This window comes from Chitinophaga chungangae, from assembly GCF_017742215.1.
GTDB lineage: Bacteria > Bacteroidota > Bacteroidia > Chitinophagales > Chitinophagaceae > Chitinophaga > Chitinophaga chungangae.
Genome location: NZ_JAGHKP010000003.1, coordinates 1,183,907 through 1,199,856 on the forward strand (window position 1 = coordinate 1,183,907; position 15,950 = coordinate 1,199,856).

The 15,950-nt window shown below is 52.0% G+C and carries 15 protein-coding genes; 6 read left to right on the forward strand and 9 right to left on the reverse strand.

Annotated features, from left to right (window positions below; genetic code table 11):
* Positions 1-71: 71 nt before the first annotated feature.
* The 3 genes from J7I43_RS19135 to J7I43_RS19145 all read left to right on the forward strand — a co-directional run bounded on the left by J7I43_RS19135 (position 72) and on the right by J7I43_RS19145 (position 3,741).
* Positions 72-1,682: an ABC transporter substrate-binding protein gene (locus J7I43_RS19135; RefSeq protein ID WP_209147464.1), complete on the forward strand. Its 1,611-nt coding sequence runs from the start codon at positions 72-74 to the stop codon at positions 1,680-1,682.
* Positions 1,683-1,816: 134 nt separating this feature from the next.
* The gene (locus J7I43_RS19140) at positions 1,817-2,596 is read left to right on the forward strand and encodes an acyl-CoA desaturase (protein ID WP_209147465.1); all 780 of its coding nucleotides are present in this window, start codon (positions 1,817-1,819) and stop codon (positions 2,594-2,596) included.
* Between the two features lie 71 nt (positions 2,597-2,667).
* Positions 2,668-3,741, forward strand: a complete 1,074-nt coding sequence (locus tag J7I43_RS19145; protein WP_209147466.1) for an SRPBCC family protein — start codon at positions 2,668-2,670, stop codon at positions 3,739-3,741.
* Positions 3,742-3,882: 141 nt separating this feature from the next.
* Here the strand turns inward: J7I43_RS19145 and J7I43_RS19150 are convergent, their stop codons facing one another.
* On the reverse strand, positions 3,883-4,551 hold the full coding sequence (locus tag J7I43_RS19150) for a hypothetical protein (protein WP_209147467.1): 669 nt from the start codon (positions 4,549-4,551) through the stop codon (positions 3,883-3,885).
* A 70-nt stretch (positions 4,552-4,621) separates the two neighbouring features.
* Between J7I43_RS19150 and J7I43_RS19155 the strand changes: the two genes are divergently transcribed.
* Positions 4,622-5,173, forward strand: coding sequence for a cupin domain-containing protein (locus J7I43_RS19155; RefSeq protein ID WP_209147468.1), 552 nt, complete (start codon positions 4,622-4,624; stop codon positions 5,171-5,173).
* Between the two features lie 281 nt (positions 5,174-5,454).
* Positions 5,455-5,802 carry an MmcQ/YjbR family DNA-binding protein gene (locus J7I43_RS19160; protein ID WP_209147469.1) on the forward strand — a complete coding sequence of 116 codons (348 nt, stop codon included), beginning with the start codon at positions 5,455-5,457 and terminating at the stop codon, positions 5,800-5,802.
* 225 nt (positions 5,803-6,027) lie between these two features.
* Here the strand turns inward: J7I43_RS19160 and J7I43_RS19165 are convergent, their stop codons facing one another.
* From J7I43_RS19165 to gyrA, 4 genes are all read right to left on the reverse strand, one after another.
* Complete coding sequence (locus tag J7I43_RS19165) at positions 6,028-6,975, reverse strand: NADP-dependent oxidoreductase (RefSeq protein ID WP_209147470.1); 948 nt, start codon at positions 6,973-6,975, stop codon at positions 6,028-6,030.
* A gap of 131 nt (positions 6,976-7,106) precedes the next feature.
* Positions 7,107-7,478, reverse strand: a complete 372-nt coding sequence (locus J7I43_RS19170; RefSeq protein WP_209147471.1) for a KGG domain-containing protein — start codon at positions 7,476-7,478, stop codon at positions 7,107-7,109.
* A 260-nt stretch (positions 7,479-7,738) separates the two neighbouring features.
* Positions 7,739-8,986 (reverse strand): tetratricopeptide repeat protein, encoded by a 1,248-nt coding sequence (locus J7I43_RS19175; RefSeq protein ID WP_209147472.1) that lies wholly within the window; start codon positions 8,984-8,986, stop codon positions 7,739-7,741.
* 45 nt (positions 8,987-9,031) lie between these two features.
* Positions 9,032-11,635, reverse strand: a complete 2,604-nt coding sequence (gene gyrA, locus J7I43_RS19180) for a DNA gyrase subunit A (RefSeq protein WP_209147473.1) — start codon at positions 11,633-11,635, stop codon at positions 9,032-9,034.
* A 362-nt stretch (positions 11,636-11,997) separates the two neighbouring features.
* On the opposite strand from gyrA, the gene J7I43_RS19185 reads away from it, so the two are divergent.
* Positions 11,998-13,323 carry a saccharopine dehydrogenase C-terminal domain-containing protein gene (locus J7I43_RS19185; protein ID WP_209147474.1) on the forward strand — a complete coding sequence of 442 codons (1,326 nt, stop codon included), beginning with the start codon at positions 11,998-12,000 and terminating at the stop codon, positions 13,321-13,323.
* A gap of 93 nt (positions 13,324-13,416) precedes the next feature.
* Here the strand turns inward: J7I43_RS19185 and J7I43_RS19190 are convergent, their stop codons facing one another.
* The 4 genes from J7I43_RS19190 to ribH form a co-directional block, all read right to left on the reverse strand.
* Positions 13,417-14,097 (reverse strand): Sir2 family NAD-dependent protein deacetylase, encoded by a 681-nt coding sequence (locus J7I43_RS19190; RefSeq protein ID WP_209147475.1) that lies wholly within the window; start codon positions 14,095-14,097, stop codon positions 13,417-13,419.
* Positions 14,098-14,140: 43 nt separating this feature from the next.
* Positions 14,141-14,551, reverse strand: a complete 411-nt coding sequence (locus J7I43_RS19195) for an EVE domain-containing protein (protein ID WP_209147476.1) — start codon at positions 14,549-14,551, stop codon at positions 14,141-14,143.
* A gap of 95 nt (positions 14,552-14,646) precedes the next feature.
* Complete coding sequence (locus tag J7I43_RS19200; RefSeq protein WP_209147477.1) at positions 14,647-15,366, reverse strand: (Fe-S)-binding protein; 720 nt, start codon at positions 15,364-15,366, stop codon at positions 14,647-14,649.
* A 76-nt stretch (positions 15,367-15,442) separates the two neighbouring features.
* The gene (gene ribH, locus J7I43_RS19205; protein ID WP_209147478.1) at positions 15,443-15,946 is read right to left on the reverse strand and encodes a 6,7-dimethyl-8-ribityllumazine synthase; all 504 of its coding nucleotides are present in this window, start codon (positions 15,944-15,946) and stop codon (positions 15,443-15,445) included.
* Between the last annotated feature and the right edge of the window lie 4 nt (positions 15,947-15,950).

Sequence of the window (15,950 nt, forward strand, 5' to 3'; positions counted from 1 at the left end):
ACGGCCTTGCCTTTTTTGACCGGCGGGGGATTTGACATTCCAGCGATTTCTGTCTACCTTAAAGCCGCTTTATGAGATACTTAGCCGTTTTATTTTCAATTCTCCTGCTTGCCTGCGGCCAGCGCGGCACCCAACAAAAAATGGTGTTCCGCTACAACCAGCAGGAAGGCATTCCTTCGCTCGACCCGGCGTTCGCAAAGAACCAGGCCATCATGTGGGCGGTGCGGCAATTGTATAACACGCTGGTGGAGCCGGACAGCCTGCTGAACATCCGGCCGTCGCTGGCGACGGGCTGGGATGTAAGCGAAGACCGGCGCACTTACACTTTTCATTTAAGGAACGACGTGTATTTTCATGATCATGAAGTATTCCCCGGCGGCAAAGGAAGAAAAATGACGGCGGAAGATGTGGTGTACAGTTTCAGAAGAATTATGGAACCTTCCACCGCATCGCCCGGCGCGTGGATATTCAACGATAAGGTAGACCCGGTAAAAGGGTTCAAAGCACTGGACGATACAACGTTCCAGCTTACGCTGGTGCAGCCGTTCCACCCGATCATGGGCATTTTGAGCATGCAATATTGTTCCGTGGTGCCGCATGAGGCGGTGGAGAAATACGGGAAAGATTTCCGGAAACACCCCGTAGGCACGGGGCCGTTCCTTTTTCATTTCTGGGACGAAGGGCAGGCGCTCATCCTCCATAAAAACCCCCGTTATTTTGAGAAAGACGAAAGCGGGCAAAGATTGCCTTACCTGGATGCGGTGAAAGTGACGTTTGTGGACAGCAAAGGCACGGAGTTCCTGCTTTTCCGGCAGGGACAGCTGGATTTTGTGAACGATATCGAAACTTCTTTTAAAGACGAAGTGCTCACCAAACAGGGCGAGCTGAAAAAAGAATGGGCGGGAAAAATCGCGCTGGTGAAAGCGCCGTACCTCAACACCGAGTATTTCGGGATCGTGATGGACCCGGACAAACCCGGCGTGAAAGGCTCTCCGTTACTGGATTTGCGCATCCGCCAGGCGATCAACTACGGTTTCGACCGTACGAAAATGATGACCTATCTGCGCAACAGCATTGGCATACCCGCCACTTCGGGTTTTGTGCCCGCGGGCCTGCCTTCGTTTGATACTTCGGTCGTTAAAGGATATGATTACAATATCCCTTTAGCAAGACAATTGCTGCGCGAAGCCGGTTACCCGAACGGGAAAGGGCTTCCGCCGATCAAACTGGTATCCATTCCCATTTATGCAGACCTGGCCAATTATGTGGCGCACCAGCTGCAGAACATCGGCATGCAGGTAAACGTGGAAGTGATCCAGAAAGGCACGCTGATGGACCAGGTGGCGAAATCGGCCGTACCGTTTTTCCGCGCCAGCTGGATCGCCGATTACCCCGATGCGGAGAGTTACCTGGCGATGTTTTACAGCAAAAACCCCGCGCCGCCGAATTATACGCGGTACAACAACCCGGCGTTCGACCGGCTGTACGAAAAGGCATTGCTGGAAACCGACGATTCGGTGCGGTACCGCCTGTACCAGCAGATGGACCAGATGGTGATCAGCGACGCGCCGGTGGTACCGTTGTTTTACGACATTTCCATACGTTTCCGCCAGCCGAACGTGACGGGCCTGACCAGCAACGGCCTTAACCTGCTGGAGCTGCGGCGGGTGCGGATAGAATAGGGGGCGGAAATGTAAAGAAAAGTATCATATCAGATATTAATATATTCATTAACATGGAGTTAAATTATTAGAGAAAGAAAATATTTAAGTTACCTTTGCGGTTCATTTTTTCATTTTATTTAACGAGTGGTAACATGGTAGCGATCCTGATATTTTTCTTTTCACACTGGTTCCTTTCTTTGTTCTTTCATACATTTTTCCTTCACAGGTACGCATCTCACCAGATGTACGATACAAGCAAAGGCTGGGAGCGCGTATTTTATTTCTGCACCTGGTTTTTCCAGGGCTCATCTTACCTGATCCCGAGAGCTTATGGCGTTATGCACCGCATGCACCATGAATATAGCGATACCGAACACGACCCGCATTCACCGCACTTTTTTAAGGACGTGTGGCATATGATGACACACACCCGCGAGATCTACGCAGGTTTCGTGACCGGCAAAGTAACGCCCGATGCGCAGTTCACCAAAGACCCGCTGCCCACCTGGGACGCGATGGACAAATTCGGCGATTCCCGCTGGACGCGTTTTGCATGGATAGGCATCTATGTGGCGTTTTACGCGGTATTCGCGCCGAGCCTTTGGTGGTGGCTGCTGCTGCCAATCCATTTCCTGGTAGGGCCTGTACAGGGTGCGGTAGTGAACTGGTGCGGCCACAAATACGGCTACAGCAACTTCGACAACGGCGATCATTCCCGCAACTCGGAGCCCTGGGGCATCCTGCTGCTGGGCGAACTGTTCCAGAACAATCACCACAAACATAAAGACAGCGCCAACTTCGCTAAAAAATGGTACGAGTTCGACCCGACTTACCCTGTAATGAAAGCCATGCACTGGGTAGGCATCATCAAACTCCGTGAAACCGCTACGGCAAAGATCAAAGTGCCGAAAAAAGAGAAACAGGCGGCGTAAGCAGCCCGTTTTAAAGAAATTGTAACAGCCATCCGGAAACGGGTGGCTGTTTTTTTGTAACTTGAAAATCTATGACACAAGACCATCCCTTACCTGATGGCCGGAAATATCCCCGGCGGCTGTGGATAGCCATTGGAATCACCACCTTTATCTGCGTATTCCTGATCTGGCTGGATACGCATAAACTGAATCATTATACGGACGGGTTGTTCCTGCTGACGCCGTTCTTTTCCGGGTTTTGTACCGTACTGCTTTACGGCGAAAAAAATATAACCAGGGGCCGTGCCTTCGGGATCAGTCTTTTAACCCTGGCATTGATCTTCGCGGGTTTGTTACTGCTCCAGATCGACGGGCTGATATGCCTGGTGATGGCCGCGCCGCTGGTGATACCGGTCAATTTCGTTGGCGCCATCATCGGCCGTTCGATCGTGAACCGCAGAAAAAGCGCGAAGATCGCCGTGATAGTGTTGTTCATCGCCGGCATTCCGTCGCTGGGTTTTCTTGAGGAGAGCAGTCCGCCCACAGTACATTCCGTTGTTACGTCCATTGAAATAGCCGCTCCGCCGGAGGCCGTTTGGCGGCATGTGGTTACGTTCCCTAAACTGGATGAACCTGAAGAGCTTATTTTCAAAACGGGCATTGCGTACCCGGTAGATGCGACCATCGACGGGGAAGGCCTGGGCGCGGTGCGGCACTGCAACTTTACGACCGGCAGTTTTGTAGAACCGATCACGGTTTGGGACGAGCCGAGGCTGTTGAAGTTCAGCGTGGAAGAACAGCCGGCGCCGCTGAAGGAATTGAGTTATACGGATATAGACGCGCCGCACCTGCATGATTTTTTTGTATCACAGGAAGGACAATTCAGGCTACAGGCGCTGCCTAACGGGCATACTTTGCTGGAAGGCACCACCTGGTATTATCACCGGATCAGGCCGGCGGCGTACTGGCGTTTGTGGAGCGATCATATCATTCACGAGATCCATGGCCGGGTTTTGCGGCATATTAAGAAGAATGCGGAACAGGAAATAAAGCCAATCGTCCAGCATCACGAAGCCGTTAAATCCGTCCAAATGCAAATCCAGCAAGGATTTCATTCAATTTATCCTTCTTCAACTTGTGTTCATAATTTACATTATGTTAAATAGAATAATCGAAGTATTCCCTATTCTTTAAATCCCACCAATTCTGTATCCAACTGCTTTCGCCTTCTACAGATCCTTCATCCGATAACGTTGTTGGATGAATCCTAGCCGGTCTTATCCAACTGCCTTGTCCCTTGCCGGTCCTTATTCGATAACAACGGTCGCAGCCGATGAATCCCCGTTTAAAATATTCGATCTCAACCCGTACAAAAGCATTTTATCATCCGTGCTGCCCGGATATTTTGCGAGGATCGCATCCAGGTCCTTCAGCACTTTTCCCTTTTTTTCAAGCTTTACTTTCAGGTAAAATAAGTCTGAGATCGCCATCACGTCCGAAGCATTTTCTTTCAGTTTAAGGAATGCCTCCAGCTCGTCCACAGATTTCCAGTAATGCGCATCCCTGCCTAATGTATCGCCCTTTTGGTCTAACATATTGGCTTTTAATGCATTGAGATAGTATTTTTTCCTGTAAGGCCTGTCAAACCCTTCAGGATCAAGGGTTTCGATAAATTTAAACGCTTTTTCATCGTCTTTTCGCAAAAGCAGCAGGTCTATTTTCAGGCTCGTCATGCGCGTTTTGTACTCCGGGCATCTTGCCAGATTCCCATCTATGATCGCCAGCGCGGAATCAAGCTCTTTGTAGTCGTTGCCTGGCTTCAGGAAATATATTTTTCTCCAGGTATTCAGTAATGCCTTTGCGGCGGCGTACTTTTTCGGGCAATCTTCCTGCCCATGCGAAACACAGCCCTGGCTGGCGATCCCGGCCAGTCCGGCCGCCAAACCGAAGAAAACGATGGTCCGTTTTTTAAACATTTTCTTTTATTGAAGTCCAACGCAAAAGACAGCAAAATAATCCACAACTTTATACCAAACTCCCAAAACCATGGCGCAGAAAAACAAAACCATCAGCAACCCGGTAAACGGCCAAACGATCACCTTCCTGCAAACCGCGGCCGATACCCAGGGCCAGCTGCTTGAAATGCACGCGGTTTACACGGCCGGCTCCACGGAACCACCGCTCCATTATCATCCCACCCAGGCCGAGGATTTTGTGTTTGAAACGGGCGAAATGCACGTAAAACTCAACGGCCAGACGCGCGTCTGCAAAGCCGGTGAAACCCTGCACATTCCCGCCGCCACGCCCCACGCCATGTGGAACGCCGGCCCGGAGCCTGCCAGCATCAACTGGAAAGTGCGCCCGGCCCTGGACATGGAACAGTTCTTCGAACAGGTTACCGGCATGGCTGCCGACGGAAAGATCGGCCCCTCAGGTAAACCACCCTTTCTGCAAACTGCCTTGCTTGCCAACCGCTTTTCCAACGTTTTCCGCATGGCAAAACCGGTATTTCCGGTGCAAAAAGTTGTTTTTACACTACTTTCACCCATTGCGTATCTTGCTGGTTATAAATCCTTTTACAAAAAATACTCCGACTAAAATTTCAAATAAAAATACCTCCAGTTAATTGATTTACAATTAAATGTGAAGTATCAATACGAGATTTGGATAAGTTTTGTTAATATTCCTCATTCATTTTCGGAATAAAAAGCTCCTCTCCCATTGAAATTCAATAATTTAGAAAAATATTTATTTAAGGGATTGCGTGTGGCCCGGCATACTACCGACCTGGAAAGAATTACCGCCTTTTACCGGAACAGCCTGGACCTGGAAGTACTTCGGATTCCGTTTCGTAATTTCCTAACTTCAATAACAAACACATGAACCTCGACAAATACATGCAATTCTGCCTCTCACTGCCCGGCGCCGAAGAAGGTTTCCCTTTCGGGGAGCACACGCTGGTCTTCTTTGTAAAAGGAAAGATGTTCGCCCTGCTCGACGTGGACAACTTCGAAAGCGTGAACCTGAAATGCGACCCGGACGAAGCCGTGGAGCTCCGGGAACGCTACGAAGGCGTCACCCCGGGTTATCATATGAGTAAAAAACACTGGAACACGGTAACCTTCGACGGCTCTATCCCCGATAAGCTGCTGCTGGAATGGACGCGCAATTCCTACGACCTGGTAGTGGCCGGTCTTCCCAAAAAGCTGCGGGAGGAATTAAAATGATTGCGGCGGATATATTGAGCCGCATCACTGGCCGGGATAAAGGAAAGAAACTGGCGTTCGCCATTCTCGCCTGCGAACGCCTTCCCTAATTATGTATTTTTCCATGAACAGTTTGGTTTTGGCGATCCTGCCGTTCTAAGAGAAACGATTTCCTTTTTGCAGCACGCCATTTTTTGCCGGCACGATCAGTACCACCAAAATCGACCGGCTGCTTGGCGATGCCACCTAAACTGTTTCATCGATCACGATAATCGTCTTGCCTTTGCTTTTCCGCTCGCGGCTTTCCGCGATGGCGGCCGGCGCCTGGGCCAGCGAGAGCCTGCGGTCTACCGGTATCACGATCTCTTTGCTGTCTATCAGCGCCCGCAACGCATCGAGCGAAGCCGCCGTGCTTTTCGTCTCGAAATTCCCGCCATGCAGCCCTTTTTCTTCCAGCCTGGTTTTATCGGCTACAAACTGCGTGGTGAGCGCCGCGCCGCCGCGTTTCACCAGCGCGCTCATTTTTTCAAAACCGGCCGCATCACTTACCAGGTCGATCAATGCATCGGCGCCGCCGGGAAACTGTTCTTCCACCGGCGCTTTTTTATAATCGATCGTTTCGCTCGCTCCCAGCGATTTGATCCGTTTGGCGGCAGCTTCGCTGGAAACGGTGGCGATCACTTTGATGCCTTTTATTTTAGCCACCTGCGTGGCAAACGAGCCTACGCCGCCGGTAGCGCCTATCAGCAACAGGGTTTGCCCGGACCTCAGCCCGGTCTTATCGATCAGCTGCATAGCGGTCATACCCGCGGTGGGCGCGGCTGCGGCATCCGCCAGCGGGACGTTCTCCGGCGCTTTGGTGATGGGCGCCGTTTCGGGCACGGCCACATATTCGGCGTAAGCGCCTTCGCCCACCGGCGAATGCAGCACCTGGCCGTACACCTTGTCGCCCGTCTTGAAACGCGTAACCCCCGCGCCGGTTTCCACCACCACGCCCGCGGCGTCTGCCCCGATGATCAGCGGGAACACGTGCGGCATATGATCTTTTAAAATCCCATCTATCGTTTTCCAGTCAAACGGGTTCAGCCCGGCGGCGGCGATCTTTATCTTAATGAAACCCTCTTTCACCGCTGGCTCTGCAACATCCAGCAATTGAGGAATGGCTTTAAATTCTTTAACGGCTACTGCTTTCATATATGCGGTTTAACGGCGGTAATTTACGCCGAATTTGTTTGCAGGCGGGTGGACAGAACAACGCTTATGGTGACAAAAAAAGCGCGTACCAATTTTTAATTGATACGCGCTTTTTTTTCAAACATTTTGCACTAACGATTTTTGCTTGGCTTACGGCCACCGCCATGCGAAGCTTTGCCGCCTTTACTGGCGATCGCTCTTTGTTTTTCCTTGTCCATCGCAGCAAAACCACGACGGCTGGGCGTGCGTTTCTGCTGAGGCTGTTCATGGGCGGCGGCATCGCCATCGGCCAGGCCAGCTTCCCGGCGGTTACGGCGGTCATCTGCGTCGAATTCGTTTTCGTCATAACCTTCCAGCCGTTGATTTTTGTCGTCGTTAAATTCGTCCGTATCTTCATCATCCTCACGACGTGCAGGTTCGTGCCTGGTAACCTGGTCATCCTGATACATACCATGATGCCTGGTTGCTTCCTGTGTTCCGGTAGTTTTAGCTTGTGTGACCATAAATTAAGGATTTGATATGGTTAAGTGAATAATTGCATGTTTCTCAATAACATGCGGCATTTATAATGCCAAGGGCCGCCGGCATTATACATAGAATTAATATCAATATCTAAACAACTGCTCAAAAGTTAATTAGCATTAACACCGGAATTTAGTGAAGAGACAAGATTAACAGCATTGTGGAATAATGCAAACAGCATGGGGCAACAAAAAAGGCAAGGGTTGCCCCTTGCCTTTGTATTTTTTTGCCGTAATGCGGCTTACAGGCTTTCGAGTTTCTTTTTTACTACCTCTACTTTATCGTTCATGTTCTTGATCGCGTAGATCTTCTGCAGTGCGTACAGCGCGCTCTCGTAAGTGCGTTTGTCGCTCGGCTCCAGTTTACCCATTCCGGTGAAGCCGGCGTCGGCTTTCTCGAAATAAGGCAGGCTCTGGTCCATGAGGGTCTGTACTTTGGTCTGCAGTTCTTTTGCTTTCGGCGTGCTCTGTGCTTTGCTATCCAGCGCGTTCAGTTCTTTGTTGAAAGCCACCGCGCGGTTGAAGTACAGCGCGCCCAGCTGGAAGTTGGCGGTTGCGTCGTCTGCTTTCAGCGCCAGCGCTTTTTTGTACACTTCTTCCGCTTTGTTCATCAGCTCGTCGTAGTTTGCGGGCTTCGGCAGATCGCCGCCTTTTTCGTCGCGGGGGTTGGCCACGTTATCCAGGCGGATAGCGTAATCCAGCACCAGTGCGAAATCGCTCGGGTTGTCGTTCACTTTCTTTTCCAGCATGGCCAGCAGTTCGTTCGTTTTACCGGTTTTGCTGTAGTACAGCATTTCCATGTCGTTAAAACGTTTGTCTGCCGGGAACATCGCTTTGGCGGAATCGATCGTGGCCAGCCAGTTGGCGTTGTCGCCTCTTTCTTCGTACTGTTGCGCCAGTACTACATACAGGGCGGGCTCGGTCTTGAATTTCAGGTCGGCGGCTTTTTTCAGCATTTCGAATGCTTCGTCCTTTTTACCGGCCTGCTGTGCGGCATAACCCGCATAGAACACCATGGCAGTGTCTGTGGGGATGCTTCCGCCCAGGTTTTTACCATTATAATAATCGCGTACTTCGCCGGCTTTTTTGAAATACAGGTAGGAAGAATCCCATTTCTGTTCGTTCAGATTGCCATAACCGGCGTTGCCGATGGTAGCGTATACGTTGAACATGCGGTTGTTCATTTCCAGCAGCGCTTCGGGCAGCTTCGGGTTGATCTCCAGCGCTTTTTTGAAGGCATCATAAGCTACTTCCGCGTCAGCGGCGCTTTTGTTCTTCAGGGCAACAGTTTCGTAGATCTTTCCTTTCACATACCATGCGCGCGCATCGTCTTTCGTTTTCTCGTTCGCAAGTGCCGCCTCGATATCTGTTTTTGCCTGGTCGATCTTGTCGCCTTTCAATGCCTCATCTGCACTGTTAATCTTTGCCTTTTGCGCCACCACTGCGAAGCTTGCGCCGCAAAACAGCAGAGATACAAATAGTTTTTTCATGTGGCTCAGGTTTTTTTTGAAATTATTGTTTAAGGTTGAAATTTTTTATGCATTGGTTTCCTCTTCCCCTTCCGTATTTTCATTTTCAGTATTCCCGCTTTCTTCCGCCTGTCCTTCACTTCCTTCCGCCGCTTCCACCGAAATTTCCGCGCCTGCTTCCGTGTCGATCACTTCTTCCTCTTCGTCGAGACGGGCCACTGCGGCTATTTCATCGTTTTCGTCCATCCTGATCAGCCTTACGCCCTGCGTGGCGCGGCCCGCTTCGCGGATGTCGCCCACTGCCATACGGATCGTAATGCCGGATTTGCAGGTGATCATCAGGTCGTTTTTCTCGGTAACGTCGAGGATGCCGATCAGCGGGCCCGTTTTTTCGGTAACGCTGATGGTCTTCACCCCTTTTCCCCCGCGGTTGGTAATCCTGTATTCCTCGATCTCGGTGCGTTTGCCGAAACCTTTTTCGGAAACCACCAGCACGGTCCTGGACGTATCCTCCTTATCAACACAAATCATACCAACCACTTCGTCGTTCTCATTATCCACCTCGATGCCTCTTACGCCGATGGCGCCGCGGCCGGTGTCGCGCACGGTATTTTCAGGGAAACGGATGGCGCGGCCGCTGCGGATGGCCATCATGATCTCGCTGTTGCCATTGGTAAGCTTGGCTTCCAGCAGCTGGTCGCCGTCGTTCACCGTAATGGCGTTCACGCCGTTCGCGCGCGGGCGGCTGAACTCTTCCAGCAGGGTCTTTTTGATGATCCCGTTGCGGGTGCAGAGTACAATATAATGGTTGTTGATGAAATCTTTGTCGTTCAGGTCCTTGATGTCGATGATCGCGCGGATCTTGTCGTCGCCCGGGATCGTGATCAGGTTCTGGATCGCGCGGCCCTTGCTTTGTTTTTCGCCCTCGGGGATCTCATACACCTTCAGCCAGTAACAGCGGCCTTTTTCGGTGAAGAACAACATGGTGTGGTGGGTGGAGGCCACGAACAGGTGCTCGATATAGTCCTCGTCCCTCGTTTTGCCGCCGATGGCGCCGCGGCCGCCGCGTTTCTGCTGGCGGTAGTCGAACGCGGAAGTGCGTTTGATGTAACCCAGGTGCGAAATGGTGATCACCACGTCTTCCTCGGCGATAATATCCTCGATCCTCATTTCGGCCGCCAGGTACTGGATCTCCGTTCTTCTTTCGTCGCCGAATTTTTTCTTCACATCTTCCAGTTCGTCCTTGATGATCTGGAAGCGCAGGCTTTCGTCTCCCAGGATCTCTTTCAGGCGTGCAATGAGTTTCATGATCTCTTCGTATTCGTCGCGGATCTTGTCGCGCTCCATGCCGGTGAGGCGTTGCAGGCGCAGTTCCAGGATGGCCTTGGCCTGTATCTCGCTGAGGCCGAAGTTGCTCATCAGGCCTTCGCGCGCCACTTCTGGCGTGGTGGAGTTGCGGATCAGGGCGATCACTTCGTCCAGGTGGTCCAGCGCAATAAGGTAACCGGCCAGGATGTGGGCTTTCTTTTCCGCTTCGCGCAGTTCGTACTGCGTGCGGCGGGTCACCACTTCATGCCTGAACTCTACAAATTCTTCCAGCAGTTCCTTCAGGTTCATGATCCGCGGGCGGCCTTTTACGAGCACCACGTTGTTGATGCCGTAGGAGGTCTGCAGCTCGGAATATTTGTACAGCTGGTTGATGATCACGTTGGGGATCGCTTCGCGTTTGAGGTCGATCACCAGGCGCATGCCGTCGCGGTCGCTTTCGTCGCGCACGTCGGTAATGCCTTCGATCACCTTGTCGTTCACCAGCTGGGCGATCTTCTGGTGCAGCACGGCCTTGTTCACCTGGTACGGCAGTTCGTGGATAATAAGCCTGTCTTTACCGGATTTGGTGGTTTCGGACATGATCTTTCCACGGACCACCACCCTTCCGCGGCCGGTCTCGAAGCCTTGTTTCACGCCTTCGAAGCCATAAATGGTGCCGCCTGTCGGGAAGTCGGGCGCTTTTACGTGTTTGATCAGCTCCTCTATCGTGATCTCGCGATTATCGATCAGCGCGATCAGACCGTCTACCAGTTCGGTAAGGTTGTGGGGCATGATATTGGTGGCCATGCCCACGGCGATGCCGGAGGCGCCGTTCGCCAGCAGGTTGGGTATGCGCGTGGGCAATACCGCGGGCTCTTCCAGCGTATCGTCGAAGTTGAGTGTGAAGTCTACCGTGTCTTTATCCAGGTCTTCCAGCATCGCTTCCGCGATCTTCTGCAGGCGCACCTCCGTATAACGCATGGCCGCCGGCATGTCGCCGTCTATCGATCCGAAGTTACCCTGGCCGTCAATCAGCATGTAACGGAGGCTCCAGGGCTGCGCCATACGTACCATGGTGTCGTATACAGACGCGTCGCCGTGGGGGTGGTACTTACCCATTACGTCACCCACCACACGGGCGGATTTTTTGTAGGGTTTGTTATGCGTATTGCCCAGCTCATTCATCCCGAACAACACCCTCCGGTGCACCGGTTTAAAACCGTCGCGCACGTCGGGCAATGCCCTTCCCACGATCACCGACATGGAATAGTCGATGTACGCGGTCTTCATCTGCTCCTCAATGTTGATCTGAACAATTCTACCTTCCTTTTGATTGCCTTGATTGTCCGTGTTCTCTATCATTATGTTGTTGGTTTACAGGTTTTTCTGCAGTTTTAAATAAAGAGCAAATATAACGTTTTCAGGCCGTATTTATGGGGTTTGGGGGCTATTTGTGAATAAAAAACTGCCCTACAGGAGTTTGACGCTTAAAAGTATTTGCCATACCTTCGCGTCATCTCCGGTAAATGTTCTATATATCTTAAATTTGATATATACCAGCCGATCACAAATTGGCAAGCAATTTGTTTATAACCCTATGAAAATCACACCTTATTGTTGGAGGAACACAATGTCAGGCCAGGCACCGGAAACCTCGTTTATCTGAACATTCGCCCGGTTTTTATTGTTTACTCCCTGTAGTTTTTAACCATTTTCAAGTGACTATGAAGAATATTCTATTGTTTGGCGCCGGTAAGTCTGCGACCGTCCTGATCGACTATTTGCTGGCCAACGCCCCCCGGCAGAAATGGCATATCACGGTGGCAGACAGCGACCTGATGCTGATCAAATCCAAGATCGGCAAATCGTACTATGCCACTCCCGCCGCTTTCGATATCAAAGACCAGGCATTGCGCCAGCAGCTGATCCAGGAGACCGATCTCGTGATCTCCCTGCTGCCTCCCGCCCTGCATATCGTTGTCGCCAAAGATTGCCTTCAGTTCCATAAAAACCTGCTCACCGCTTCTTATATCGACCCGGAAATACGCAAACTCGAAAAAGACATCAAAAAAGCCGGTCTTCTTTTCATGTACGAAATGGGGCTCGACCCGGGCATCGATCATATGTCCGCCATGAAACTCATCCATTCCATCGAGAAAAAAGGCGGGCAGATCTACTGTTTCAAATCTTACTGCGGCGGCCTCGTGTCTCCCGAAAGCAACGACAATCCCTGGCAGTACAAGATCTCCTGGAACTCCCGGAATATCGTATTGGCGGGCATTTCAGGGGCCACTTACAAAGAAAAGGGAAAGGTGAAGGAAGTGGAATACCAGCAACTGTTCGACCAGAACAAAACCGTGCAGATCCCCGGCCTCGGCAAACTCGCCTTTTATCCCAACCGCGATTCGCTCAGTTATATCGACGTCTATTCCCTCGGCAACATCCCCACCTTCATGCGCGCCACGCTGCGTTACCCGGATTTCTGCGAGGGCTGGAACGCACTCATCAAGCTCGGGCTTACCGACGACGCGCGCAAACAACAAACGGCCAACATGACCTGGTTCGCCTGGGCTTCGCAGAACATTCCCGTGAACGCGGATCTCAGCCACGAAGAAAATGTGGCTGCTTTCCTCGGCGTGAGCAGTAAAAGCAAACTGGTCCGACAGCTCAAATTTCTGGGCATCATGAACGGGGAATTGATTAACTTAGGAGAACAAACTAATGCGGGCGTGCTGCAGCATGTGCTGGACACGAAGCTCAAAATGGAACCGTCCGATAAGGACATGATCGTGATGCTGCATGAGATCGAGTTCGAGCGCCGGAACATGGGCACGAAGCTGCACAGTTACATGATCGTTCAGGGTGAAGACAATCTCCGCACCGCAATGGCCAAAACAGTCGGGCTGCCGCTGGGCATTATGGCCAAACTGGTTTTATCAGGCGCTTTAGAATTAACAGGTTTACAGATCCCGGTAATGCCCGAAGTATACAACCCTGTATTGCGGGAACTGGAAGAACACGATATCAGGTTCGAAGAGAGTTTCGAGTAAGAAGATATTTTTCCTATGGTAACTCCGTCTTGAAAAATGAGATTGAACGTGTGAATGAACGGGCCGTCCGGGCTTATTGCCGGGACGGCTTTTTTATTTCTTCAGCAGTTCCATCAGCTCCGCCATACCTTCCGTGGCGGGCTTTTCGATGAGGTGATAACCGCTCCCCTTCACCGGCGGGATCTTTTTGTCGACGATGTATTTCGGCACGCCCGGGCGCAGGTAATCCACCAGTCCCGCAGCGGGATACACATTCAGCGAGGTGCCCACCAGCAGGAAAAGATCGGCCTGCACGATTTCCAGCACCGCGGGCTCTATCATGGTCACCGCTTCGCCAAACCACACCACGTGCGGGCGGAACTGCCCGCCGTCCGGCGCCAGCTCTCCCATTAAAATGTCTTCCGTTACAGGGTACAATTCCGTTTCGTCGAGCACGCTGCGTTTTTTAAGGATCTCGCCGTGCAGGTGCAGCACGCGCGTACTGCCCGCGCGCTCGTGCAGGTCGTCGATGTTCTGCGTGATGATGCGCACGTCGTACCATTCTTCCAGCTTCGCCAGCAGCAGGTGCGCCTGGTTGGGGCTCGCCGCCATCACGTCTTTGCGGCGCATGTTGTAAAAATCCTGCACCAGGCCGGGATTTTTCTCCCATCCCATGGGGCTCGCCACTTCGTAAATATCATATCCCTCCCACAGCCCGTCACTGTCCCTGAAAGTGCGGAGGCCGCTCTCGGCGCTGATGCCGGCGCCCGTAAGCACGATAAGCTTTGGTTTCATGTTGCGTTGGTTTTGTGTGAACGGGGTTTGCGGGGGAAAAATCTTATTTGGCGTTCGCCATTTCCATGATCTTTTTGAACTCGTCTTCTTTGACCGTTCCGACAGACAAACGGCCCAGCCTGATGAGGTCCATGTTGGCGAGGCTTTTCTCCGCTTTCATCTGCGCCAGCGTTACCGGCTTCTTCAGTTTTTTCAGCGGCGCCAGGTCTACCGCCAGCCACGCGGGATCGGGCGTGGTGGGGTCCTGGTAAGATTCTTTCACCACTTTGGCAATGCCCACGATCTCCAGCCCTTCGTTGCTGTGATACCAAAGCACCTGGTCGCCTTTTTTCATGGCGCGCAGGTTATTGCGGGCCGCATAGTTACGCACGCCGTCCCAATGCGTTTGGCCATCGGCCACAAATTGGTCCCAGGAATATTTAAAAGGTTCCGATTTCACTAACCAGTATTGCATGCTCGAAGTATTTTATCAGTGAGGTAATTCCGCTTTGTGCCAAAGCCCACCCACCGGCAGGCGCATGATCCTGCGGCGCGCGGTGGCGCTGTATTTTACCAGCCGCTGGCCAGTACGTCCGCGATGTGCATGATCTTAATGCTCTGCCCGTGTTTGCGGATGTAGCCATCCAGGTGCATGAGGCAGCTGAGGTCGGTGGAGATGAGGTAGTCCGCCCCGCTGTCGCTGGCGTTGTGTACTTTCTGCTCTCCCATGCCCAGCGAAATGGGCTTGTATTTTACGGCGAAAGTACCGCCGAAGCCGCAGCATACTTCGCTGTCGTTCATTTCTCGCAGCTCCAGCCCCTTCACTTTTTCGAGCAGCTGGCGCGGCCCCGCCTTGATGCCGCATTCGCGCAAAGCGCCGCAGGCGTCGTGGTAAGTGCCTACGCCTTCGAGCGTGGCGCCCACGTCTGTCACGCGCAGCACGTCCACGAGGAATTCGGTGAACTCGTACAGGTTTTTGCGGAGCAGTTTTACGTCGTTATGTGCGGCGGAGTTGTCGAACAATTTGCCGTAATAGTTGCGCACAAAACCGGTGCAGGAACCGCTGGGCGCAACGATATAATCGTATGTGTGGAAGTCTTTGAGGAATTTTGTCGCTACGGAACGGCACTCGTCCTGGTACCCTGCGTTAAAAGCCGGCTGGCCGCAGCAGGTCTGCTCTGTATTATAACTTACGTTGCAGCCCAGTTTCTCGAGTACTTTTACCATGTTGAAGGCGGTTTCCGGGAAAAGCTGGTCTACGAAGCACGGTATGAAAAGGTGTACGTTCATCTGTCAGTATCAGTTTGGGTCAATAAGCATCAAAAATAACGTGTTCAGCCTTCACGCGCAGATAGTTTGTTGCTAATTACAGATAGCTTTTTGAAAGTTGCCGCTGGAAGCTGATCATTTTAAGGGCGGTGAGCGCGCCTTCTTCCCCTTTGTGGCCGTGAGCGCCGCCCAGGCGGTCTGTAGCCTGTTCGGTGGTGTTCACGGTGAGCACGCCGAAAACGACGGGCACCGGCAGTTCGAGGTTCAGCTGCAAAATGCCGTCTGTAGCTGCTTTGCAAACGTAATCGAAATGCGGCGTTTCTCCGCGGATGACGCATCCGAAAGCGATGATGGCGCTGGGCTGGCTGCCCGTGCCTTTGGATTGCTCCCAGATCTGTTTGCAGGCGAACGGCAGTTCGAAAGAGCCGGGCACGATCAGTTTTTTATGATTCACCTTATATTGGTCCAGCGTGCGCTCGGCGCCCGCCACCAGTTCGTTAACGATAAAATCGTTCCACTCCGTATAAACAATAACAACACTGGCACCCTCCAGTTGAAGAATGCCAGCGTTGTCAAGTAAGGTCTGATTGTGTATGGACATTTCC